The organism is Synechococcus sp. UW105, from assembly GCF_900473935.1.
Lineage (GTDB): Bacteria > Cyanobacteriota > Cyanobacteriia > PCC-6307 > Cyanobiaceae > Synechococcus_C.
The window spans coordinates 47430-70342 of record NZ_UCNN01000009.1 but is presented as its reverse complement, the minus strand read 5'-3'; the positions used below and the strand labels follow the sequence as shown (position 1 = coordinate 70342).

24 protein-coding genes are annotated in these 22913 nt (G+C 56.3%); 12 read left to right on the top strand and 12 right to left on the bottom strand.

What is annotated here, in order from left to right:
* Window positions 1-577: 577 nt before the first annotated feature.
* Window positions 578-847: a Nif11-like leader peptide family natural product precursor gene (locus tag DXY16_RS03595; RefSeq protein ID WP_115119591.1), complete on the bottom strand. Its 270-nt coding sequence runs from the start codon at window positions 845-847 to the stop codon at window positions 578-580.
* Between the two features lie 59 nt (window positions 848-906).
* Here DXY16_RS03595 and DXY16_RS15085 point away from each other — a divergent pair, with 59 nt between their 5' ends.
* Window positions 907-1422, top strand: a complete 516-nt coding sequence (locus tag DXY16_RS15085) for a DNA-3-methyladenine glycosylase (RefSeq protein ID WP_244281525.1) — start codon at window positions 907-909, stop codon at window positions 1420-1422.
* Between the two features lie 232 nt (window positions 1423-1654).
* Here the strand turns inward: DXY16_RS15085 and DXY16_RS03580 are convergent, their stop codons facing one another.
* Both DXY16_RS03580 and DXY16_RS14270 read right to left on the bottom strand, forming a co-directional pair.
* A complete protein-coding gene (locus DXY16_RS03580; RefSeq protein WP_244281524.1) occupies window positions 1655-1930 on the bottom strand; it encodes a Nif11-like leader peptide family natural product precursor in 276 nt (91 codons plus the stop codon).
* Window positions 1931-3221: 1291 nt separating this feature from the next.
* The gene (locus tag DXY16_RS14270) at window positions 3222-3488 is read right to left on the bottom strand and encodes a hypothetical protein (protein WP_137007008.1); all 267 of its coding nucleotides are present in this window, start codon (window positions 3486-3488) and stop codon (window positions 3222-3224) included.
* 612 nt (window positions 3489-4100) lie between these two features.
* On the opposite strand from DXY16_RS14270, the gene DXY16_RS03575 reads away from it, so the two are divergent.
* On the top strand, window positions 4101-5639 hold the full coding sequence (locus DXY16_RS03575; protein WP_115119589.1) for a hypothetical protein: 1539 nt from the start codon (window positions 4101-4103) through the stop codon (window positions 5637-5639).
* 37 nt (window positions 5640-5676) lie between these two features.
* Here DXY16_RS03575 and DXY16_RS03570 read toward each other — a convergent pair whose 3' ends face one another.
* Entirely contained in the window at window positions 5677-8403 is a 2727-nt protein-coding gene (locus DXY16_RS03570; protein ID WP_115119587.1) for an AAA family ATPase, read from the bottom strand.
* Window positions 8400-9641, bottom strand: a complete 1242-nt coding sequence (locus tag DXY16_RS03565; RefSeq protein ID WP_115119585.1) for a DNA repair exonuclease — start codon at window positions 9639-9641, stop codon at window positions 8400-8402. The genes DXY16_RS03570 and DXY16_RS03565 overlap by 4 nt, the downstream gene beginning before the upstream one ends.
* A 95-nt stretch (window positions 9642-9736) precedes the next feature.
* On the opposite strand from DXY16_RS03565, the gene DXY16_RS03560 reads away from it, so the two are divergent.
* From DXY16_RS03560 to DXY16_RS03530, 7 genes are all read left to right on the top strand, one after another.
* Window positions 9737-9958, top strand: a complete 222-nt coding sequence (locus DXY16_RS03560) for a hypothetical protein (RefSeq protein WP_115015457.1) — start codon at window positions 9737-9739, stop codon at window positions 9956-9958.
* Window positions 9959-10075: 117 nt separating this feature from the next.
* Window positions 10076-11242 (top strand): phosphotransferase enzyme family protein, encoded by a 1167-nt coding sequence (locus tag DXY16_RS03555; protein WP_115119714.1) that lies wholly within the window; start codon window positions 10076-10078, stop codon window positions 11240-11242.
* 11 nt (window positions 11243-11253) lie between these two features.
* Window positions 11254-11841, top strand: a complete 588-nt coding sequence (locus DXY16_RS03550; RefSeq protein ID WP_115119583.1) for a DOMON-like domain-containing protein — start codon at window positions 11254-11256, stop codon at window positions 11839-11841.
* 14 nt (window positions 11842-11855) lie between these two features.
* The gene (locus tag DXY16_RS03545) at window positions 11856-12875 is read left to right on the top strand and encodes a lytic transglycosylase domain-containing protein (protein WP_115119581.1); all 1020 of its coding nucleotides are present in this window, start codon (window positions 11856-11858) and stop codon (window positions 12873-12875) included.
* The gene (locus DXY16_RS03540) at window positions 12876-13580 is read left to right on the top strand and encodes a hypothetical protein (protein WP_115119579.1); all 705 of its coding nucleotides are present in this window, start codon (window positions 12876-12878) and stop codon (window positions 13578-13580) included. It abuts the gene before it with no gap.
* A 27-nt stretch (window positions 13581-13607) separates the two neighbouring features.
* On the top strand, window positions 13608-14936 hold the full coding sequence (locus DXY16_RS03535) for an O-acetylhomoserine aminocarboxypropyltransferase/cysteine synthase family protein (protein WP_115119577.1): 1329 nt from the start codon (window positions 13608-13610) through the stop codon (window positions 14934-14936).
* A 12-nt stretch (window positions 14937-14948) separates the two neighbouring features.
* Window positions 14949-15842, top strand: coding sequence for a homoserine O-succinyltransferase (locus tag DXY16_RS03530; RefSeq protein WP_115119575.1), 894 nt, complete (start codon window positions 14949-14951; stop codon window positions 15840-15842).
* 29 nt (window positions 15843-15871) lie between these two features.
* On the opposite strand, the gene DXY16_RS03525 is transcribed toward DXY16_RS03530, so the two are convergent.
* From DXY16_RS03525 to DXY16_RS03515, 3 genes are read right to left on the bottom strand one after another with little or no spacing between them, the layout of a single operon-like run.
* Window positions 15872-16111 (bottom strand): hypothetical protein, encoded by a 240-nt coding sequence (locus tag DXY16_RS03525; RefSeq protein ID WP_115119573.1) that lies wholly within the window; start codon window positions 16109-16111, stop codon window positions 15872-15874.
* A gap of 31 nt (window positions 16112-16142) precedes the next feature.
* Entirely contained in the window at window positions 16143-16436 is a 294-nt protein-coding gene (locus DXY16_RS03520) for a hypothetical protein (protein ID WP_115119571.1), read from the bottom strand.
* Between the two features lie 53 nt (window positions 16437-16489).
* Entirely contained in the window at window positions 16490-18100 is a 1611-nt protein-coding gene (locus tag DXY16_RS03515) for a bifunctional aminoglycoside phosphotransferase/ATP-binding protein (protein WP_137007007.1), read from the bottom strand.
* Between the two features lie 54 nt (window positions 18101-18154).
* On the opposite strand from DXY16_RS03515, the gene DXY16_RS03510 reads away from it, so the two are divergent.
* Window positions 18155-18751: an alpha-ketoglutarate-dependent dioxygenase AlkB gene (locus tag DXY16_RS03510; protein ID WP_115119567.1), complete on the top strand. Its 597-nt coding sequence runs from the start codon at window positions 18155-18157 to the stop codon at window positions 18749-18751.
* Here DXY16_RS03510 and DXY16_RS03505 read toward each other — a convergent pair.
* The gene (locus tag DXY16_RS03505) at window positions 18699-19658 is read right to left on the bottom strand and encodes an AEC family transporter (RefSeq protein ID WP_371410858.1); all 960 of its coding nucleotides are present in this window, start codon (window positions 19656-19658) and stop codon (window positions 18699-18701) included. The two genes, DXY16_RS03510 and DXY16_RS03505, sit on opposite strands and share 53 nt — an antisense overlap.
* Before the next feature lie 122 nt (window positions 19659-19780).
* On the opposite strand from DXY16_RS03505, the gene DXY16_RS03500 reads away from it, so the two are divergent.
* Both DXY16_RS03500 and DXY16_RS03495 read left to right on the top strand, forming a co-directional pair.
* Window positions 19781-19990 carry a hypothetical protein gene (locus DXY16_RS03500; RefSeq protein ID WP_115119563.1) on the top strand — a complete coding sequence of 70 codons (210 nt, stop codon included), beginning with the start codon at window positions 19781-19783 and terminating at the stop codon, window positions 19988-19990.
* A gap of 163 nt (window positions 19991-20153) precedes the next feature.
* The gene (locus DXY16_RS03495; protein WP_115119561.1) at window positions 20154-20519 is read left to right on the top strand and encodes an AbrB family transcriptional regulator; all 366 of its coding nucleotides are present in this window, start codon (window positions 20154-20156) and stop codon (window positions 20517-20519) included.
* Between the two features lie 79 nt (window positions 20520-20598).
* On the opposite strand, the gene DXY16_RS03490 is transcribed toward DXY16_RS03495, so the two are convergent.
* Genes DXY16_RS03490 through DXY16_RS03480 form a run of 3 tightly spaced genes read right to left on the bottom strand, consistent with a single transcriptional unit; the run spans window position 20599 to window position 22895 of the window.
* Window positions 20599-21339: an amino acid ABC transporter ATP-binding protein gene (locus DXY16_RS03490; RefSeq protein WP_115119559.1), complete on the bottom strand. Its 741-nt coding sequence runs from the start codon at window positions 21337-21339 to the stop codon at window positions 20599-20601.
* 27 nt (window positions 21340-21366) lie between these two features.
* Window positions 21367-22389 (bottom strand): amino acid ABC transporter permease, encoded by a 1023-nt coding sequence (locus DXY16_RS03485; protein WP_115119557.1) that lies wholly within the window; start codon window positions 22387-22389, stop codon window positions 21367-21369.
* Window positions 22389-22895, bottom strand: coding sequence for an HdeD family acid-resistance protein (locus DXY16_RS03480; RefSeq protein ID WP_115119555.1), 507 nt, complete (start codon window positions 22893-22895; stop codon window positions 22389-22391). Before DXY16_RS03480 ends, DXY16_RS03485 begins: the two co-directional genes overlap by 1 nt.
* Between the last annotated feature and the right edge of the window lie 18 nt (window positions 22896-22913).

The window sequence follows — 22913 nt, the reverse complement described above, 5'->3', positions numbered from 1 at the left end:
CCCTCCTACTCTATGAGGATAAGAACAGGAACAAATGAGTACACTCGATAAAGCAAAAGAACGCGTGGCTGAGTCTTTACTGTTCAAGATTGAAGCCTGTGATTACTTGCTTAACAACACCAATGAAATCAATAGGTTTAATGATTTACTCAAGACAAGGATTTCATTGCTAACAGGTCTTGAAGACTTGGTTCTGCGAACCTAAAAGACACATGTTTGATTACTACTATGGTGAGCGAGCGAGGCGAAGCCGAGCGAGTGAACAGACACCAACTTCTATTTACTTATCTCCTAAGTGAGCGAAGCGAACGTGTGAATGGAGATCTTTAAATTACTGTCTCTAACAAGACACAATCTTTCTATTTACTTATGTCCTAAGTGAGCGAAGTGAACGTGTGAATGGACATACTTAAATTACCGTCCTTCACAGTCATCAATACAAGTCATTCAATGTGTTAAATACAATGTCTATTAGCTGGAAACAGCTTTATAGGGAGCATAGGTATCAATCTCAATTCATTACATCCAGAGATCAAAGAGATTGGTATGACTACAGATACTCCAACTTTATAGAGCTTCAATTACATGGATCCATGCTAGCACATGTGCAGTGAACGGTTAAAGCTCCAGTTGGGCATTCTCCCACCTTAGTTCCACCACCAGCTACACCTTCCAGCTCAGCATCAGTCAGATTTTGGCGATGAGAGTTTAGATCTTCTGTGGTGATGGAGAAGCCTGCATCCTTTGCAATAGCTACAACATCAGCTCCTTCTGCTTTGAGCTGTTCCTGCAGTGAAGTATCGGCTTGAACTTTGGCGATGAACGCTTTGAGTTGTTCTTCTGACATAAGGCAAAGAATGTAGATAATTCAATTTTCGCTCCTCCAAGCAGCATTGTCAGACTTTGGTGAAGAAGGTTGTCGCTCCAGCCACGCCCATAGCCACCCAGCGCATCACCAAAGATTTCCCCGCTCTTCCTCAATCCTTCTTCTGCCGTCCTGCAGAGGTGGTGGGACCTGACTTGGTGGGCTGCAGGTTGGTGAAACGCCAAGCGGATGGCAGCTTGCTGTGGGGCGTGATTGTGGAGACGGAGGCGTATTCGCAGGATGAACCTGCCTGCCACGGTTATCGCCGCCGCTCACCGCAGAACGAAACCCTGTTTGGCGAGCCAGGGCGGTGTCGCCAGAAGTATCGCCATCACGCCAAGGGAGGAGCGAAGTGCCATTGGGGCTCACGGATGCTGAAGCGATTGGTTGGGAGCAGTAGAAGCAAGGGAAAGCGTGTCTCGCCAGGTCAACAGCAACTCCCTTTTGCTTTTGATGTTCGGCTCAATCAAATCCCAGAGGAGTGGCATCAGGTTGCGGTGAGATTTCGCAAGACGAATGGCATCCGTGATGGTGATTCACGTCTGTTGCTGTGGTGATTAAGTTAGGAATATAAGTAGTTTTAGGGCAAAAGGATTTAGAGGCAAATTTGTGATCAATACGAAAAACTATTGGTGGTTGTTGCCTGCTAAATAAGACATCAAGGTAACTTTTGCAAGTCAATGGTGCCAGGTATCGGATGCCGTTTTAAGCAAATATGGAACTCGTTGATGAAATAAAAAGCCCCTGCTAATGCAAGGGCTTTGAGTGTGTAGGCTGTGGTATGTCCTGTCAGAGGCAGTTCGCTTCAGTAACAGTAAATCCCTTCCTCCTTCCTCTCCTCTCCTCCTTCCCACAATCCCAGTATCCTGACCCTCCCCCAGCCACACCTTCCAGCTCATCATCAGACAGGGTTTGGCGATCCTCTTTTAAGTCTTCTGTGGTAATCGAGAAGCCTGCAGCTTTGGCAATAGCAACAGGGTCAGCTCCTTCTGCTTTGAGCTGTTCCTGCAGTGAAGTATCGGCTTTGACTTTGGCGATGAATGCCTTGAGTTGCTCTTCGGACATGAGTCTTTTGTATTTTTTTATCCATAGCTACATTTTTGAATATTGACAACAACCTCTTAGTGATTCAATGCAGGTGCAATTCCTGTTGGTTGTATTGGCCAATGGAATTGATGAACCCATTGGTATAGAACTTGAAGGGTGGATCAAGTTTTAACTACTCATCATGTCATTAAAAAAGCCAGCTCTTTTTGAGCGGCGGTGTCCTAGTGGATAGGAACAGTGTTCATCTGGTGATCTTTGTGTCGGTTCGATTCCGACAGTTCACATTCGGTGAGTTTTCCACGTCCTAAGTGATGTGGTTAAAACTACACCCTTCAAATAATAATGAAAACGGCTAAGCAAATTAAAGTAGACAACAGAACTACCACAATCATCACTTGTGATAACTGCGGTAAGGAAACACAAGTCAAGGCGAGTATCGATACCAAGACTGTCTCTAAGGCACTTGAGCGATCTTGTTCATCGTGTCAACCACACTTCTATGTCGATGGGTGGTGGCAACAGTTCGGACTGAAAGCCAATCCATACGTATATGGTCCTATGCAACGTCTACGGACTGGCAGAGACTATCGAATGCAGGAAGCGAGGCGAATGGGATGGATGGCTTGGACTTGGGATGACGAGTACACAGAAGCACGAAAGTGTCCGTCCTAAAATCCCAAAAAAAATAATGTAATTGTCTGAAGCTCTATACGTATATAGTAGGACCTAGGATTTACCCCATAGGGTGCCTCTCTAGCTGGCTTGTTAGTCCAGATAGATCGGCTAAACTCGCTTTACTAGGTGCTCCAGCACAGGTTTTAGGACTTCAATACCAACCAATTTTTTATTTCATACCAACCACCGCTGAGAACCGTTGGTATGACTGCAGCTTCCTACTTCGTTGGGAACTCGAACCTATTGTTGCTCATTCATGTCATAGTAAGTTCAATCAGCTCGAACGCTAGTGGAAAGATCAGGCGAATCTACTGCTGGGATCTGGTCTTTAGTTCTTTCGTTCATTCCAATTCCGCTCATCTTCCTTTTAGTATTCCTTTCATCATATGGCGTTGTTATGCTTGCCTTGATGATATTTTGTGTTGGCCTAAGCCTTGAGCTTATCGCACTTGTTCTTGGAATTATAGGTATCTTTAAAAAAACAAAACGTCGTGTCTGTGCTTTTGGGGGAACGGCGATTTCGACTGCCTGCATCATTTGTCTTGTGTACCTTGTATTGCCTCTGTCGCAATGGTGGCGGTTTGGTGCAAATGTACAAAATGTCCAAATGCACGGTTTCCTATAGAACTCGAACCTATTGTTGGTGGATTCTTCTAGGAAGAGGACAATTTGGATAAGGTCTTATGGCCATTTCATAACCCCTCATCGCTCCATCTAAGGAAGCACCTTTTTCTCTTTCTTTAATGCTGGCGCTATAGCCAATTTCGAAATCTTTTACTTCTTTTTCAGATATCACTCCTAGTTCAAACATGCCGCATATTGTTTTCAATACACCAAAATTAAAACCAAGTTCCAAAGCATATTTCTGTTCTTCGCTAAATTGATCCACGGATCGCTCCATGGCAAGCGATGGAAGTATCGAGTAACTGATTAAACTAATGCCGGTTACTAGTAGTAAAGATCTCTTCATTTTGTCCCTTTAGTAGTTTTTGCTGACACTGTCGCGCTGCCTGTAGCCGGTTTGACTTCTATGTCTGGTGTTCTGATTTCCATTGCGGTGGCTGTTGACACTATTACTCTTCATTGTGCCTCTTGAGCGGTCTGTAGTAGACCAGCTCGATCTGTCCGCTGCAGCGGCCTTGTACTAGCGGATGTTGTTCAGGCGCAGACAAGCAAGTCGACAAGCAATAAACCTATTGATTGTCTCATTCTTCGGTGTTTCTATAGGACACAGAGGAGAACATCGCTATTTGGTCAGGTTTGCTGGTTCCATGAGCCCTCCTTGTTGTTAAGTGTCGAAGACAAGCAAGTAAAGGCTGCTTGTTCGTAAGAGTGATGAACAAGCAAATGTCAAGCGCAATTATCCGCTTTAAACCATTGCTATGACTGGGTTGCTCCTAACACCAGCGCAGCATCGATGCTCTGGTGCGCTGACCGCCGTAAAGGGTGAGAGTCATTGGCCTTGCTGATTAGGGTGTGAGGCGATCATCGCGCCAGTGAGTTGACCGGACGGATGACGCTTGAAAATGGCCTTCGCAGCAATGCTTTCTTCCCTCGCAGCCTGGATGCCGATCTGATCAAGCAACGCATCCTTGATCTTGAGCGAGGCAAGGTCGGTCTGTACAGCGTTGGTTTATACCCCGCTTCACTGGCCTACAACTGCGCGATGCAGCAGGCGTCAGAAAATAGTCTGATGCTGGCGCCACGCCCAGGTCGCGCCCTGTTCGGGGCCTTTCCAGCGAGCGCGCTGGATGGGATGGATTTAGATCACGTCGATGCGATGGAGCGGATGGCCAGCCATGCCGTCGCGGGCGGCAGGGTGCCCAACACCCTCAGTGATCTGATCCGGGAGTGTGAACTGGTGGTGTTGGCTGCCAACAGCAACCACATTGAGGAAGACCTGCAGGAGGCCTGCAGGTTGCGACAGGAGCTCGGCCGCGAAAATGTTGTGCTGGCCTGTCTGGCCGGATCCTTCAGTCACGATCACATTCAGAACGAGTCCTACGTGCTCTGTGAACGAGAGCCCAATCTCGCCTTCTTTTCTGGATTCCATCGGCACGGTGCCCTACGCAATCCGCTCGACAGCTTCACGGCAAATTTTTGCCATCCCAACGCGCTCACGGCGCTGCTTGGCGCACGCATGCTCGATCGGTTGTCACCGAACATCCAGGTTTCCCCTGGCGTGCACAACGTTGAGGGGCAATACATCAAGGCTGCGAAGAATATGTCTTCGGTGTTTGCTGGCTTTGGCTACACCTATCACCAGGAGAACCCTGGGGTCTTACCGACTCTCCTCACCCTGTTGCTCGAGCAGTGCCTTGACCAAGCGGCAACGGTCTCGATGGCGCGCCGTGATCGTCAGCGGCTTTACAACCGTCAGCCCTTCCCTCTGACAGAGCTCGGCTATGGGGTGCAACGTATTGAGGCGGCCTTGGTGCGTGGTGGGGATATGGAGAAGGTTCGGGACCATACCTTCGCCCAACTCACGGCGATGGTTGCCGATGTGCGCGGCAGCATGATGTTGCCGGTTTCCGGTCGACCTACACGCAACTTCCAGGCTGGACAGGTGCTTGCCGATCGGATGCGCGAGCTTCAGCGTTGTCCTGCTTCGATGGAGGAGCTGGAGGGCTGGTGCGAGGAGGAGGGGCTCAGTAAAGGAGGCCTCGAAGGTTTAAAGGCGTTGCGTTATTGGCCTCAGATCGTGCGCAAGTACTCCATCCCTGTGCATGACGCTTCGATGGTCAACTTGCTCTATATGGCGATCTACGGCAAACCTTCCACGAAGGATGTCGCTCTATCCGTGATGACCGACAGTCGAGAACTCTCCACGTATTGCCAGGAGTCTGTGCGTCCGACCCACAGCCGACGTTATGCAGAGGCATTGCAGAGTTTGCAGCAGCCGGAGGCGATGGATCTCATCGTCAACGCGGTGATCGCCGATAACGCACGCAAGGCGATCCGTGATGATTTGGCCCTCGACGAGGGAGACGATCTTGGCCAACCCCCTGCCTATCTACGGGCCATGAATGTGATTGAAACCGCTTTGGATTAAGCGGCGATCCAGCACAGGCGCCTGCTGTCTGGATTGCTCAGCCCAATGTCACGACGGCATCGGCAATCTCGCAATAGGGGCTGCCATCGCAACTGAGCACGATCACTTGCAAACCCCTGTCCACCGCCTTCCGGAGCATCGCCAGAACGGTCTGGAGACGCTCCGGATCCGTATTGGTAAAGGCATCATCAAACAAAATGGGTAGGCAATTGTCATGCCCAGAGCGCAGGGCGTCGGCAATGGCCAGTCGAAGTGCTGCGTTCAACTGTTCCTTCATCCCGCCACTGAGTGCTGTGAAAGGCAGCGTCAGTCCGTCGCGTTGAAGGCTGAGATCCTTCAGTCCATCCTTGGCGGCATAGTTCAGGGCGCATGCATCGTCGGGGTTCCTGAGCAGCGGGGTCAGGTAGCTGGTGATGCCGTCACTAATGGGTGCTGTGTAGCGGCTGGATAGATCGCTGCGCGCGGTGTCGAACAGTTCAAGCAGATGCTGATGGGCGCGCACCTGCATGGCTTCGTCCTGATGGTCCTGTTCGGCCTGGTGCAGCAGCGTTCTGGATTCTTCCGTCACCGCATAGGGATCTCCTTTCCCCAGGCTGAGGCATCGTTCCAGCAGTCCACCTCGTTCAGCACTGAGGTTCTGAAGTTGTGTCTGCATTGCCTGCTCCTCTTGCCGCAGCGTCGCCAACTGGCTTGCGGCATTCGGTGGCTGATCGTCATCGCTGCCTGCGGTGTCTGCGAAGGCCGAGAGCTTGGAGCGCAACTGTTCGATCTGATCGGTGAGCTGCCGCAGCGTCTCCGTCAGGACAGTTCCATCGCCGTGGTCGCGAATCATGGTCTGCTCTTGCTGGTGGAGGCTGCGGGTTTCGGCTAGCAACCCCTCGCGCTTGAGTTGCAAAGCCTGGTGTGCGTTGCGGACGGTTGCGAACCTCTGTTCCAGCTCCTGCAACCCTTGTTGGGCCTTCTGGCCTTCATCCTTCACCTGGCGGTAGCGGCTGCGGCAGTGCTCAAGCTGCTGCTGGAGTGTGTCCCCATTTTGGCTGGTGCTGGGTTCTGGGAGTGAGGGATCCACTGTTGTCAGTTCTTCGTCTGTCAGTTCCTCGTCAAGATCACGCAGCCGCTGCCGCAGGGTCTGTTCGTCCTTCTCCAAGCCCTCTTCAGTACCTGCGGACGATCGTTGCTGCTTCAACAGGGATTCACGGGTGAGCAGCTGCATTCGCTTTTGGCAGCGCCCATCGAGTTCCTCAAGGCTGGTGGCCTGCCACGTCTTGAGGCTTGTTTCAATCGCATCCTGCAGCGCCTGTCTGTCCTGGCAGAGCTCTCCGAGGCCAGCTCCTCCCCCGGGGCTAATGCGCACCCTGACGTTCTTACCGATGGATAGAGCAAAGGTGCTGGAGCGACGCTGTGATTCACCTGTTGCCAGCGATTCGTCATCAAGGCGCACCTCTTGATCGCTGCGTTCGAGGGTGACCACCGAGGCCATGGCCTCAAGGCGGACCTTGACGGCCTCCAGTTGGCGATGTTGATCCTTGAGGGTGTTCAGTTCCTCTTGCGTTGGTGCCGTTAGCCCGGCCAGGGCTTTGGTGATGTCGACGAGCTCCTGTTGCCAGGCCTGTTGCTGCTGACGTTGTTGGATCAGGTGCCGCAGACGTTCTTGCAGTTGATTGTGTTCTTCCAGGCGCCTGAGCCTTTGGCCTTGCTGTTCCAATGCACTGCGCTCTGCTTCGCTCTGGTCACGGTTGCGCCGCGCAGTGTTCACCGTCTCCTCCGCCTTGTTGATCGTTTCGCAGAGGCGGTTTAATTCGACATCAACTTGCTTCAGTTGTGTCTGCTGCCGCTGGAGGCTCTCCTTTGTCTGGCGCAGATTGCGTTGCTGCATCGCCAATTGGCTCTGCTGTTGCTGCATGGGGATGAGTTGTTGTTCCACGCCCTTGCGCTCTGCCAAGGCCTTGTCCTGTTGCTGCTGCAGAGCAACGAGCCGCTGACGTTCCGCTTCCAATCTCGGACGCTGGACCTGCTCGAGTTGACGGTGCTTGTCTTCAATCGCATCCAACTCGGCGCTGGCCTGCTCATAACGCTCCAGGTTCGCGGTCGCAGCATCCAGCTGGAGGCGACGCTCCTCCACCGCCTGTTCGCACTGCCAAAGGCGACTCTGATGGCGTGTGCCGCGGCTGGTGAGACTTGAACTCACCAACTGTTCCAGTTGACGATGCAGCTGTTGGTCAAGAGGGGATTGCAACGCGGCATCTGCCCGTTGCTCCAATTGCTCAATCAGGCCATGGAGGTCGTAATACTCACCACCGAGTTGGAGTAGATCTTTGCCGGCCTCCCCTTGCATGACCCACAGATGGGCCCAGCGGCTGGGTAAGACACGTCCGGCTTGGCGGCTGCCGACGATCTCCTCCACACCGAGCAAGGTGGCTAGATGTTCCTCGGCCTCTGACCCCAGCCGAGGTGCCTCGCCAGTCCCCTTCAGACTGGTCGTGCCGCTCTGGCCGCTGAACCGTTTTTGGAGGGCCCACTCTCGTCCGCGGGCTTGAAACTGGAGGTCCACCTGCGGATGGCCAGGGTGCTGAAGGGAGCGCATGCGCTGCACTGGGGCCCCTGTCGCAGTGGCCCGAAGGAAGAGGGTGCGGTGCAGCGCTTCCACCAGGGAGCTCTTGCCGGTTTCGTTGGCACCTGTGATCAGGGTGAGGCCAGGATCAAAGGCCAGCGTCAGCTCTCGATGTCTGCGAACGCTGCTGAGCCTGCAATGCAGCAGTTTCATGCGGCGACCTCCAGCGCTTCCTCAGCTTCCGCCGCCTGATAAAGCCTGTGCAGTTCGCACAGTGATGTTTCCAGCAGGGAAATCTGTTCAGCGTCCGTGGGGTCGGTCTGTTCGAGCTTGGTCTGAAGCGTATGGGCAATGGAGCGCATCAGGGGAGCGTTGCTGCGATCCAACAGTTCGGAGAGTTCCGAGGCCTCAGGGCGGCGATGACAATGTCCGCGGATCCTGAGGTGGAGCAGCCGGGTGTGCAGTCGATCGAGCCACAGCTGCAGCTCGTGGTGATCCTCAAGGCCCAGTTGACCATCGAGCTCCAGGCGGAGTAGGTCCCGTCCGACTCTGCTGCCGGTGAGGGCTCTGATCCGTTGTTTGACGCGTTCGAGATCCTTGCCGCTGCGGAGGCTGATCCGTTCGCTATGCCAGTGCATCCCAGCGGTGCACACCGGTTGGACGTCAGGGGATTGACCTCGCTCCACATCGGCGATCAGCACCTGGCTGCGTTGGTCATCGCTGCTGGTGGGAAAGCGGTCAGGTTCGGGGGTCCCGCAATACCAGCCTTTTGGACCTACTGCCTTGAGAGCATGCCAATCGCCGAGGGCGAGATAGTCATAAGCATCGACATCCCAACGGGATGGGTTGAGTTGATTGACGGCCTGGGGGCGTTTGCTGTCTGCCTGGGCGACGTCTTGTTCGTTGTGAATGGATGCGTAGTCGGTGGCTTGGAAACCTTGGATCGAGCCATGGGCCAGCACGATGCGGGCGAGATCTGGATCGAGTTGGCTCCAGTCAAGAGTCTCGATCCAGGCACCAGGACTGACGCTCTCGTGCTGGCGTCGTAAGGGGCAAGGGAGCACGGTGAAGCCAGCGATCTCCAACGGAACGGGCTCGAGGAGCAGATGGAGATTGGCGGCCCGTTGCTGCATTTCCGCCTGCACGTCGTCTCGCCGCCAGACGCCACCAGCACCACCGTGGTCATGGTTGCCGGGAATGACCAGAACCGGCGTGCTGATCGACCCGATCAGTTCCAGCACCTCCATCACCAGGGCACCGTCCACGGTGCTGCTGTCGAACAGGTCGCCAGCCACCATCACCACATCAGCCGCATGGTTTGCGGCTTGTTCAATGATGTGCTCGATCGCGACGAGTCGGGTCCGCTGCAGACGGCTGCGGCGTTCCGGATCAGTGATCCATCGATAGGGCTTGCCGATCTGCCAGTCAGCGGTGTGAAGCAGACGAGGCACGGTGGAACGAGGAACGACGGAGTTGCGCCCATGCTGCCTTGCGCTGTCATGGTTGGCGAATGGGGCGAAGATGAAAGAGCCTCGAAATCTCGGTGATGGTCCTTAACCGTCTTCTCACCACTGGAACGCTGTCGCTGGCGATCAGTGTTGGGGTCGTATCAGCAGTGGTGTCTCCTGTTGAAGCCAAAACGACCCGTTCTTTCAGCGGTTCCAACCCTGCTGAAGTGGAAAAGAACGCGCGGCGAGCTGGTTTCGACTACCCCGATGGCGAGATGAAATGCAGCAGCCGTTGCAATCAGCGCTGGGCGAAAGACTGACCACTGGCGCTGATTCTCTTTTCGCTTGCCCTTATAACGCCTGAGTTTCTGCACACTCCGGCCTGAATCTCTGGCCTGAACCCGCCATGGTTGCGGTCTGAGACGCATGCGAATCGTGTGACCCTGGCTTCCTCCTCTGCCACTCGCTCTCTGGAGGTGATTGCCGGTCGTTTCCACCCTCCGGATCAGATTGATGCCATCGATGCCATCGGTTCAGGCAATGTCAACGACACGTTTTTAGTGCGATTGGCACGGGAGTCCAATCCCGATGCCTTTGTGATGCAGCGCATCAACACCCAGGTGTTCACACGACCCGATCTCGTGATGGGCAATCTGATCGCCCTGGGTCGGCACGTGCAGCGCCGCATCGCCTCGGGGCTTCCGGAATTGGATGGCCGCCGTTGGGAGGTTCCACGCGTGCTGTCCACCCTCAGTGAGGACCGTCACTGGGTGGAGCATGAAGGTCAGTTCTGGCGATCGATCAGCTACATCGGCGCCGCCACCGCCCACGATGTTGTTAGCGACTGTGCGCATGCTCGAGAGGTGGGCTATGGCCTGGGCATGTTTCACCATTTGATCAGTGATCTTCCGGTGGAGGCCCTTGCTGACACCCTTGAAGGATTTCATGTCACGCCTGCGTACCTAAAGCGTTACGACTGCGTGCTATCTGCTTGGCCTGGCGCTAATTGCGATGTCGATGGAGATGTCGATGTTGATGCGACTCGCTTGTCGGAGGCGTTCGCTTATGTCGCCCAAGGTCGAGCCGGGGCGGATGTGCTGGAAGCAGCCTGTTCCAGGGGGGAGCTGCAGCGCAGGCCGATCCATGGAGATCCAAAAATCAACAACGTGATGATCGATGAGAGCAGTGGTCAGGCCGTGGGCTTGATCGATCTCGACACCGTGAAGCCCGGCTTGGTGCACTACGACATCGGTGATTGCCTGCGATCCTGTTGCAATCCTGTCGGAGAGGAGGTCAGCGACCTGAGCAAGGTTCGTTTTGATCTCGGTCTGTGTCGCTCCATCCTTGAGGGGTATTTCTCGGTGGCACGCGCTTTCCTCTCGTCTGCTGATCTGGCTTATCTGCCTGCTTGCATTCGCCTGATTCCGTTCGAGCTTGGTCTTCGTTTTCTGACGGATCATCTGGAGGGAGATCGGTATTTCAAGGTGGAGCGTCGCGGTCAAAATCTGGATCGCGCTCTTGTGCAGTTCGCCTTGATGCGTTCAATTGAGAACCAATTCGAGGCGATTGAGGCCCTCGTTGTTGAACTGACAAGCACCACCTGATCTGAGCCACGATGGCGCGCCACTCAACGATGGTTTGCCAGGTTTGCAGGCTGCAACCTCACTGCCTGGACCCAGCTCCATCCCTTGCGATCACTGCAGAGATCATCTGGCAGGAGGCCGGCACGATCCTTCTCAGTTATGGCGTTTTGCCAGTTGGTGATCGCAAGGCTGCTGAGCCACTCGATCAACAGCTGGTCGGTCCCTGGCAGTGGGGTTGCCCGCAGGGCCAGCGTCGCGATCAGCTATGGCAGCACACCTGTTTTGAGGCCTTCCTTGGACTCCCTGGTAGTGAGGCCTATTGGGAGCTGAATGTGTCTCCTGGTGGGGATTGGAATCTTTATCGCTTCAGCGGTTACCGCAGGGATGGGTTGGCCGAAATGGCGGCTGTTCCGCCTCTTGTCTCGATCAAGCGACAGGGCCTGGGGCTTCGCTGCACTGTGCAGTTGGATCCCCGAGGGTTCTGGCCAGCCTCGGCTGTGCCTGAGATTGGTCTGACCATGGTGGCGGAAGATCCCACGGGTGCCCTCAGCTACTGGGCCTTGTCCCATCCTGAAGATCAGGCAGATTTTCACGATCGCCGCAGCTTCCTCGTTCCCTGATTCCTGCTCTCCCTATGACCTCCCTGAGGCGCTGGATTGGCATTCTTGTTGCCGGGTGTGGCGTGCCCCTCGCCCTCGTCGCCCAGCAGCGGATTGCCATCCCGTCAGGTGAGGAGATGGCCCCAACCTCGGTTCCGGTCTCGAGCCCGGCTGAAGGCCCGACGCTGCCAACCGATCCTTCTTTGCCCCTCAGCCCAAGCGGCCGTCACTACCCCCTAGTCCCAGCTCAGGGCGATGTGCTTGCCCAGCTGATCAGTGTTTTAGAGGAGGCAATCCGTAATCCGGCTACCCCCTTGGATCAGATCCCCCAGCTCGCCCATCAGCAGCAGGTGATTTATCGGGTTTTGTCTCACGAGCCTGAGCGCGCAATCGCTGTGCGCAACGCCCTCCCAGACCAATGGCGCTGGGTGTTCGATCAGCACATCGCTGCGCGTCGGGAGTTTCTAGCGATGCATCGCGGTCCGGCTTCTGCTCGTGTTCCTGCTTGGCGGATTCAATCGCCAGCCCCTGAGGCGCAGCTCCTCAGGGCCTATCGCAGCGCGGCTGAGGCCACAGGAATTCCCTGGACTGTTCTGGCTGCGGTGAATTTGGTGGAGACCGGAATGGGCCGCATCGACGGCGTGTCTGTGGCGAATGCCCAAGGCCCGATGCAGTTCCTGCCCACAACTTGGGCTGAGGCGGGCATCGGCCAAGGGGGTGACATCCGCGATCCCTGGGATTCGATTCATGCTGCCGCTCGGTATTTGGTGCGTCGTGGCGGCCTGCGCGATCTTCGCCAGGGACTGTGGGGATACAACAACAGCAATCATTACGGCGAAGCGGTGCTGCGCTACGCCGCGCTGCTTGATCGCGATCCCCGGGCCTATAGGGGGCTCTATTACTGGCAGATCCATTACGCCTCTGCTGCTGGTGACCTTTGGTTGCATGAGGGCTATCACCGCAGCAAGCCTGCATCGGCCCATCAGCACACCCGAGAGCAGCCGTTCAGCAAACCGCCCTCTACGCTGCCCTTAAGTACAAACACACAGAGCTGAGTGGCGAAGGAACTGACCCATCGCGCCGATGAACTTCAGGCCCTCGGCTGGTCTGCTGATGACGTGGCTCGTTATGCCGAACTCTGGGATTATCGCCAGCGCTGGGGTGCCATGAACCTCGAGCGGGAGGACCGACTCTTTCTGCGCAAGGCCGAGGCTGCTCTGCCGGCGATTGTGACCGGTAAGGCGGCAGCCAAGAAGAACATTCGGGAGAAGTCCTACTACCTCTGGTTGCGGTTCCACCTTGATGCGATGACCGCGGCGGAGCAGGGATTCGGACTATCCGACGGTTCCCGCGGAGCATGGGCGATGCTGCTTGAGGAGGAGCTACGCCTGCTGGACTATTACCAACCTGTGCTTGGTCTCCCCGACACCCTGAAGGCCAAGGGGTTCGATGCTGTGCGCGCCGAGATGGCCGCTGATGCAGTCAGCCTCGCTGCCGATGGTGGTTCGATGCAGCAGTACGACTTCAAAGCAGCGCTGGACACCCTCAAGGCAACGGAAACCAGTCGTTGGCGCCACTTGTTGGATCAAGACGGTGCCCAGCCCTATCCAGTCCTGGATGGCCCAACGGCGGTGTCCTTCCGGCAGCAGGTTCGCAGCCGCTTCGTTCCCCTCGTGCGTCAGACCTTGCCGTCCCTGGCTGAGTCCGACAAGCCAGAGCCAGCTGACGACTGGAGTGGTGCTGTTGATGCCGACAGCTAGAACAGGATCACGCTCGCCTGATCAGCCTTGACCACGCATCGCTTCGAGACGCTTCAGCTGCACGCCGGTCAGTCCCCCGATCCCGCGACCAATGCACGGGCGGTGCCGATTTACCAGACCAGTTCCTACGTTTTCAACGATGCCGAGCATGGGGCCAATTTGTTTGGCCTCAAGGAATTCGGGAACATTTACACCCGTCTGATGAATCCGACGACGGATGTCTTCGAGAAAAGGGTGGCCGCACTTGAGGGCGGTGTTGCGGCTCTTGCCACGGCCTCTGGTCAGTCGGCTCAGTTTCTTGCGATCACCAACTGCATGCAGGCGGGTGACAACTTTGTCTCCACCTCGTTTCTCTACGGCGGAACTTACAACCAGTTCAAGGTGCAGTTCCCACGCCTCGGCATTGAGGTGAAATTCGCAGAAGGCGATTCCGTGGAGAGTTTTGCCGCTCAGATCGACTCCAAAACCAAGGCGATCTACGTCGAAGCGATGGGGAATCCCCGCTTCAATATTCCCGATTTTGAGGGACTTTCGGCTCTCGCAAAAGACCACGGCATCCCTTTGATCGTTGACAACACCCTGGGGGCCTGCGGGGCGTTGCTGCGCCCGATCGAACATGGAGCCGATGTCGTGGTGGAGAGTGCCACCAAGTGGATTGGTGGCCACGGCACCAGTCTGGGCGGTGTGATTGTGGATGCGGGCACCTTTAACTGGGGGAATGGCAAGTTCCCGCTGATGAGTCAGCCCAGTGCTGCCTATCACGGCCTGGTGCACTGGGATGCCTTCGGCTTTGGCAGTGATATTTGCAAGATGCTCGGCCTCCCCGACGATCGGAACATTGCCTTCGCTTTGCGTGCCCGCGTGGAGGGGCTGCGTGATTGGGGCCCGGCCGTGAGCCCGTTCAACAGTTTCCTGCTCCTGCAGGGGCTGGAAACTCTCAGCCTTCGGGTTGAGCGTCACACCCAGAATGCGATGGCGTTGGCCACATGGCTGCAGGAGCACTCCCTGGTGGCGTCAGTGAGTTATCCCGGTCTGGCAGGCGATCCGTACCACGATGTTGCCAAGAAGTACCTCACTGGCCGCGGCATGGGCTGCATGCTGATGTTCTCGCTTAAGGGCGGTTACGACGATGCCGTCCGTTTCATCGACAGCCTCAAGCTCGCCAGCCATCTGGCCAATGTTGGCGATGCCAAGACGCTCGTGATCCATCCGGCCTCCACCACTCACCAGCAGCTTTCGGCTGAGGAGCAGGCCTCAGCTGGAGTTACCCCCACGATGGTGCGGGTGTCTGTGGGGCTTGAACACATCGATGACATCAAGGCTGATTTCGATCAGGCCCTGGCGGCAATTGCCTGATTCATTGCAGTCATGGCTCTAATTCTTCCGCGTAGTTATCACAAAATCGCCGCGGTTGAACGAAACCGGATCTCCTGGATTGAGCCTGTTTTGGCTGAACGCCAGGACATCCGCCCGCTGCGGATCGGCATTCTCAACATCATGCCTTTGGGAAAGCAGTACGAGTTCAACTTGCTGCATCCTCTTGGCCTCTCACCCCTGCAAATTGAGCCGATCTGGATTCGGCTGCGGAGTCACTCGTACAAGACTTGGGACACACGTCACCTGGATCAGCTCTATGTGAGCTGGGAGGAGGCCACCGCTCATGCACCGCTTGATGGCCTGATCATTACCGGTGCGCCAGTGGAGCATCTCCCTTTTGAGCAGGTCAACTACTGGCCTGAGCTGGTTGAGTTGATTGAGGATGCTCGCCGCAACTGCGCAAGCACCCTTGGCCTCTGCTGGGCGGGATTCGCGCTGGCCTATCTCGCTGGAGTTGACAAGATTCCGTTTGAGCAGAAGTTGTTCGGTGTTTATCCGATGCGCAGTCTTGTTCCTGGCCATGCCTTGATGGGCACACAGGATGACGTGTTCCTCTGCCCCCAGAGTCGTCATGCTGGCTTGCCGGATGCGGCTATGGAAGCAGCGCAGCGTCAGGGCCGATTGCGCCTTCTTGCCCATGGTGAGCAGGTGGGATACACCATTTTTGAAACCACTGACCAGCGCCAGTTGATGCACTTGGGGCATCCGGAGTACAACGCTGGTCGGATTCAGGCCGAGATGGAGCGTGATAAGGCTCGTGGCGATGTGCCACCACCTGAGAACTTTGACTCTGACCAGGCGCAGACGCTCTGGAGATCACACCGCAATCTGCTGTTCCAGCAATGGGTATGGTTCTGTTATCAAAGGGTCAGCCTGAATACCTAGGCGACGTGCTCTGTTGCACTGGTTCGGGTTCAGTTGAAGGTGACAGTGCAGCGGTAGCGGTAGCTTTCTCGCACCTGAAACTCTTTGCAGTGCTGTCCGGTGATCGTCCGACCTTTGGGCACCTGCTCCTGAGCACGCTCCAAGGCGTTGTTTTCATCCCAGATTGACTCTGCTGTCACACTTCCTGCCATCAAAGGCAGTGGTGTGATTGCAGAACAAAGCAGGGGAATGAAAAGCCCTAAAGCGTTCACCAGGCTGGAATTTGGCATGGCAGAGACTGCGAATGCAGTCAGACGGTCCTCATGCCTTGGTAGCAGTTCTGTCTTTGCTTGTCGGGTGTTTTGCCAGGCTGCTGCGGTTGAGCTCACGCTCAAGGAATTCAACCCGTTTCTCCCGCAAACAGTGCCGGCAGCCCCCGGTTGTCTGGAGATGTTTCTCAGGAGTAATGCAGATCAACTGCACTGGATGCTTGCGGCAGCGAATTTTGATCGGGCTCTTGTAGCTGCGGTAATGAATTTCGGAGTAATCAAAGCGATCCCCGAAGCGCTGCTTAGCGCGTTCAAGAAACTGCTGTTCAGTGATCCGAGCTCCCATGCAATGAATCTATGGGCAGAAACCAGACGCGATCGATACGGCGTTATGGCTTGTTACGCATCGTTCTCGGTTTGGAGCAGCTTTGCCAAGGCGGTGTTAATCGCTGCGAATGAGGTTGTCTCATCAGCAAAAACGGTGCGTTTTTGCTCGTCTGTATCTAAGGGCTCCAGCCATCGCTTCTGGCGTTCTCTGACAGCACTGTCGGCTTCAGAGGGGTCGTTTCCTCGTTCCTGGCGCTGCTTGATCCGAGTCTGTGCCGTGATCTCTGCGCAATGGCAGTCAACGATCGCTTGGGGGCGATCCAACCGTTGGGCCACAGCGGCCATGGTGTCTCGTTCGTGGCGACGCAGGAACGTTGCATCAATGATCACGTGGAAGCCGCTCATCAGGCAGTGCTCCGCCAGTTGAGGCAGTTGTGTCTCAAACAGCCAGGAGTTCACTTCCTGGCGATAGCGATTCCCTGAATACCTCGCTGGATGCCTTGCGGTGGAGGTGAAGGCCCGGGCTCGTTCCCGATCGGAGCGAATGCGCACGGCACCGAGACTGCTGCAGAGTTGTTTGCTGACTGTTGATTTGCCACTGCCGCTGAGACCATGCATCAGCACGAGGCCTCCCCGCGCTTGCCTCTCATTGGTGCAAGCAGTGTTGAGGTAGCGATCCAGATCTTGGAGTAAGCCTTGCTTCCGTTGAGGGTCGATGCACTGTTCGGCCTGGATTGCGCTCACTTTGGCCCTCACCATGGCCCGATAGGCGTGATACCAGGGCCAGAGATCCATCCCGTCGTAGGCCCCGGTGCATTCCAGCCAGGCATTGAGAAGATCGATCGCCTGTTCTTGGTGGCCAAGCGTCTGCAGATCCATCACCAGAAACGCCATTTCGCTGATCGGATCGATCCAGCGCAGTGAAGGGTTGAAATCGATCGAGTCAAACACCTCCAGATGCCCTTGGGAGGTGAGGTGAATGTTGCTGCAGTGCAGGTCGCCATGGCATTCACGGATGGCGCCATGCCTCTGCCGCGCGGCAAAGCGTTGCCTGAGCTGTTGCCGTTGCTGCTCAACCCAGTGGCAATGCCGGCTGAGCAGCTGCTGCTGATCAGCCTTGCAGGCAAGGCGCTTGAGCACATCCAGGTTGGTGAATACCGGCTCGCACACTTGGTCTGGGCTCCCGAGGCGGCTGTCGCTGGCGGCGGGAATCGCGCTCTGATGAAAATGCCCTAGATCCCAGGCCAGTGCTGTGAGTTGCTTGGTTTCAATCGCTCCCTTCGTAAGGAGCTTGCCCAGCAGCTTTTGCGGCTGGAATTGGCGCATCTTGACCGCTGTCTCAATCACGGTTCCGCTTTGACCGGATTCGGTCGCGATGTCATCCGAGAGGATGCGTGCCTCCTCTTCTGGGCCCACTACAGGCACCACCCCGAGATAAAGCTTGGGTGCTAAGCGCCTGTTCAGGCGGAGTTCTTCTTGGCAGTAGTGCTGGCGTTGGCTCAGGCTGGCCGCCTGCACGAATCCCAGGTTGATCGGCTTCTTGATCTTGTAAGCGAAGCGCCCAGTGAGAAGCACCCAAGAGATATGGGTTTCGATCAGCTCAATCGCCCCCACCGGGTGGGGGTAGGCCTCAGGACGCAGAAGCGAAAGGATCAGCGTCGGTTGTGCCTCTCTGGCGCTCACCACGACTCGATCCCAACAGCCTTCAGCATGGTGCCAGTTGTCTCATTTCGTTCGATGTCAGGCGTGCCTTGGAGGTTGTACAGCGGTTGGCTGCAGGCCTCGGAAGCCCGCCTCTGGCAGGGAACGCTTATCCAACAGCTTGCTTGGGGACAGCCGCAGGTTCTCGTGTATGGCCGCCGCTATCCCACACCTCGATTGGCGGCTTTTTTGGCTGAGTGTGGTGTGTCATATCGCTATAGCGGTGTCGTTCACCGCGGCCAGGGGTGGCCGGATTGGTTCCTGCCCTTGTTGCAGCAGGTGAATGCCCGCTGCGCAACACGTTTCAACGGCTGTCTCTTGAACTACTACCGCGATGGTCACGACCGCATGGGCTGGCATGCCGATGACGAGCCGGAGATCGATCCCAGCCAATCGATCGCCTCTCTGTCGCTCGGAGCCACTCGCAGTTTTCAGCTGCGCCGCCGCGATGGTTCTGCCAGCCATTCTCTTGAGCTGGCGGATGGCGATCTGCTGGTGATGACCCCTCCCTGCCAAAGGGACTGGCTGCACGCTCTTCCAGTGCGAAAGCGCGTGGCGTGCGCTCGTCTCAACCTCACATTCAGAGTGTTCCGCTCGGTTGCAACAGCAAATACCACCAAAGCGGGACGCTGATCAGGGCCAGCAGGGTGCTTTTCAAAATCAAACGCGCGGCCCGATCAGCATCTGTGCCGGCATGTTCAGCCATCAGCAGCACGGAGATGGCGGCGGGGGCCGCGCCCTGCAGAACCAAGGCCTGACGGCTGAGTATGGAGAGGGGTAGCAGACTGCACAGCAGCCAGACCCAGGATGGAAAGAGCAGCAGCTTGCAAATCAGGGCGGCTCGGAGTTCCCCGCCTCGCTGTTGATCAAGCTCCGAACGCTTGTCGAGGTCAGAGGCGGACGTGTTCCCATCGTCAGGAATGGCTCCCAGGCGCATCCCCACCACCACTAGGGCAAGCACAATCACAATCCGGGAAGGCAGCCACAGGGCTGAGGCGATTGCCTCGCCCCATGGAGTGCTCTGTACGAGTAGGGCGCCGACCAGACCGCGACTGGCCGGACTGGCGCTGATCTGACGGAGCAGTTCGCTGACGGTGCCTTGGCGTCCCGTTGACAGATCGTCTGCACTGCTTGGCGCGGAGCTGCCAGCTGGAGCCTTGCGCCGCAGCCAGAAAGGCCCGAGGCTCCAAGCCAACAGCGTCGCCCCGAGGTCATAGCCAATGCTGATCGGAAGGGCTTCGCTGGGGAGTAGGGCTAGGGCAACGGGAATACCGAAATAGGCGGTGTTCCCCAGGGCGCAGCCGATCTGAAGCGCAGGGCTGCTCACCGGTCGCCAGGCCGGGGGAAGTCCTTGCAGGACCAACATCCAGGTGCTGATGGCCAGGGCGGCAGTGAGCGCGATGGCGGCCAGGCTCCAATTCAGTCCGCCCTTGAGCAGTAAGCCCATCACGCTCACTGGCACGCCGAAACGCACGAGAGGAATGGCGAGCGGTTGGGTCCAGCCCGGTCTGAGCCTGCCGATCCAGAACCCCAAGCCCAGGCAGGGAATCAGTTCTGCGAAGAGTCTGAGGATGAGAGGATTCCGTTAAGCATTGGAAACCTAAACAAAAACCTGTTGCCCCCTGTGCCAAAGTCGCTACTGTCCATTGATGAGCTTCGGTCGTGGCTTTCGCTTCAGCTCCTTCCTGTTCCATCCCGCTGAGGGTGATCCACTTGCGGGCTTCGTTGATGCGACGTCTGGATCAGTTGCGGCTCACCTTGTCTGATCAGGTTGAGTCTCTGCCTTTCGGCAATGAAGCGTGGATGCAGACCGAGCGGGAGCTGGTGGCGGCTGAGCAGGCGCTTCGCCAACTGCGAAGCTTGGAGTGCTGAGTTCTGGCTCCAGTTGGAGCCAATTCGAAGCGTTGGCGAAGCGATATCTGGCCCAACGTTTGGCATCCTGATTGGATGGGTTTGAATCTCATTTGGGTTGGTGAAAACATACCCTTGCTGGCCGATTATTGAGCGCTATAACAATCGGGTTGCTTATTTTTCAATGCTGACTGGCGTAGAGCTCCTGGCGAAAGTGAAGAAGATGGGAGATGCCTCCAAGACAGACCTGGCCACAGCATGCGGTTACGTCTCCCAGAAAAAGGATGGATCAGACCGTGTCAATTTCACGGCCTTCTATGATGCCCTTCTCAATGCGAAAGGAATCGATTTAGGTGCCGGCAGTGCGGGTATCGGAAAAGGCGGTCGCAAGCTCTCTTACATCGCCAAGGTGCAGGGCAATGGCAATCTTCTGATCGGCAAGGCTTATACCGCCATGCTCGACCTCAATCCAGGTGATAACTTCGAGATTAAGCTTGGTCGAAAGGTGATTCGTTTAATCCCTGAAGGGTCTAGTGACGTTGAAGAGTGATTAAATCGTCGCCTTGAGCGTTGCCTGATAGTTGATAGTTCATCAGCTGTCAGGCTTTTTATTTGATTGGATTATTTGATCAGTTGATCTGGTTGAGGAATTTTCTGGTGCGCTCTTGTTGTGCCTGATTAAAGAAGGTTTTGGCGTCTGCGCTTTCGATCACGCGCCCACTATCCATAAACAGAACCCGATCTGCAACCTCCCTGGCAAATCCGAGTTCATGGGTGACGACAACCATTGTCATCCCTTGGTTCGCGAGCGTTCGCATCGCATCTAATACTTCTTTTACCCGTTCGGGATCGAGTGCGCTGGTCGGTTCGTCAAACAACATGATCTCAGGATTGAGCGCTAAAGCCCTGGCAATGGCGACCCTCTGCTGTTGTCCTCCGCTGAGTTGTGCAGGATATTTGTCTGCCTGTTCTGAGATGCCCATCTGCTCTAGAAGGCTGCGCGCTTTTGCTTCGGCCTGAACCCTTGTCTGCTTCTGAACACGCATTGGTGCGAGCGTGATGTTCTCGAGAATGGAGAGGTGGGGAAACAAATTGAACTGCTGAAAAACCATCCCCACTCGCCTGCGGATGCGCTGAACATGGCGAGGGTCTGCCTCATTGTCGAGTTTGATGCCGAGCACATCCAGCTCACCTGAATCGATCTCTTCAAGACCGTTGAAGGTGCGGATCAATGTGCTCTTGCCTGACCCGGATGGACCCATCACCACCAGAACTTCGCCACTGATGACGTCAACGCAGACATCGTCGAGGGCGCGATGCTCAGCGCCATAGGTCTTGCAGATGTGGTCAGCCTTGATAGCAGTGGTCATGGAATGCGTCATCAGCGCAGGCAGGGATCAGGCGGAGCGGCCGTTGAGGGTTGGACCACTGTGTTCGATCTTGCGTGCCAGCAGGGCCATGGCAGTACAGAAGAGCCAGTAGAGCGCTCCAAGCCATACATACACCTCGAGGTGGCGGCCGATGAACGCCGGGTTGGCGAGCAGGTTTTGAGCGATGCCCAACAGTTCCACCAATCCGAGCAGGGCCATCAGGCTTGTGTTCTGTAGCAGGCCGATGGCCTGGTTGGTCAGGGCGGGAATCGCGATGCGCAGAGCCTGTGGAAGCACCACAAGCTGAAGGCTCTGGAGGGGCGAGAGGCCAAGCACCGCAGCAGCTTCACGCTGCGTCTCTGGAATGGCCTGTAGTCCGCCGCGGACGTCTTCAGCCACATAAGCCGCTGCGAAGAGGGCGAATGCGACAACCGCTCTGAGCACCTGATTGATTTCCAGTTGCATGGGCAAAAACAAGGGGATCAGCAGTTTCCCGAAGAAGAGCACGGCGATCAGAGGGACTGCGCGCATCACATCGATATACAGACGGCTGCTGTGGCGGAGCACCGGAAGGTCACTGGTGCGCCCCAGCGCAAGCAGGATTCCGAAAGGGAGAGCGAGCACTGCGCTGCAGACGGTGAGCAGCAGGGTGAGGCTGATGCCCCCCCATGCACGACTGGGGACAGGGGTGAGACCGAGACCACCAGCCATGAGGACAAGGCCGAGCGGGATCATGAAGACCCAGCACCAGGGCAGGACCATCCCCATCCAGCGATTGGACCCACGCTTGATTGGAACGATCAATGTGATCAGGGTCAGAGCAGCGAGCAGGGATATCCAGAGCAGCGGGCGCCAGCGTTGATCAAGCGGGTAACTGCCGCTAGCGAACAAAGGAAGATGACTACTGACAACAGACCAGTCAGCTGCCTGGACAATCCAGCTGATGCTGGCCCAGAGAACCCAGATGATCAGTGCGATCACCCCAAGGCTCAACACACTGTCGATTGGATAGAAACGACAGTGCCTGATCAAGGCTTTGCATGCACGCATTAGCCCGCTGGCGGTGCCGATTGCTCAGCTCTGAACAGATTCAGGGCGGTCATGAACAGACCAACGCCAAACAGTGTGCCGAGGGCCCAGAGACTGTCGCTCGGCCATTCCAGAACAAGAAAGAGACCCAGTAGAGAGGTGATCAGGCCATCCACAAGCACAAAACCACCACTCTGGCCTCCAGCGCTGGCACCGGCCGCCAGTTCCATCACTCCATTCACCAACATCAGGACACCAGCGAACAGGGTGAGACTGATCTCACTGTCGATCGGGTCGACCAGTACCCAGACGGCAGCGGCGCAATACAAAAGGCCGGAAAGCGCCCGGAACAGTTTGGCTGAGGCAGCTTCCGGACCACTCAGTCGGAGGAACTGGCCGATTCCCGCAGCGAAGGCGATGCCACCCAAGCCCACCGTCAGCAGCGTGGCTGAGAGGAAGGGAAGCAGGATTGCAGCCACGGCAGCGATCGTGAGCAGAATTGCTGCGAGTTTCGGCTTGGAAGGCATGATGCTGCCCGAGGTGTC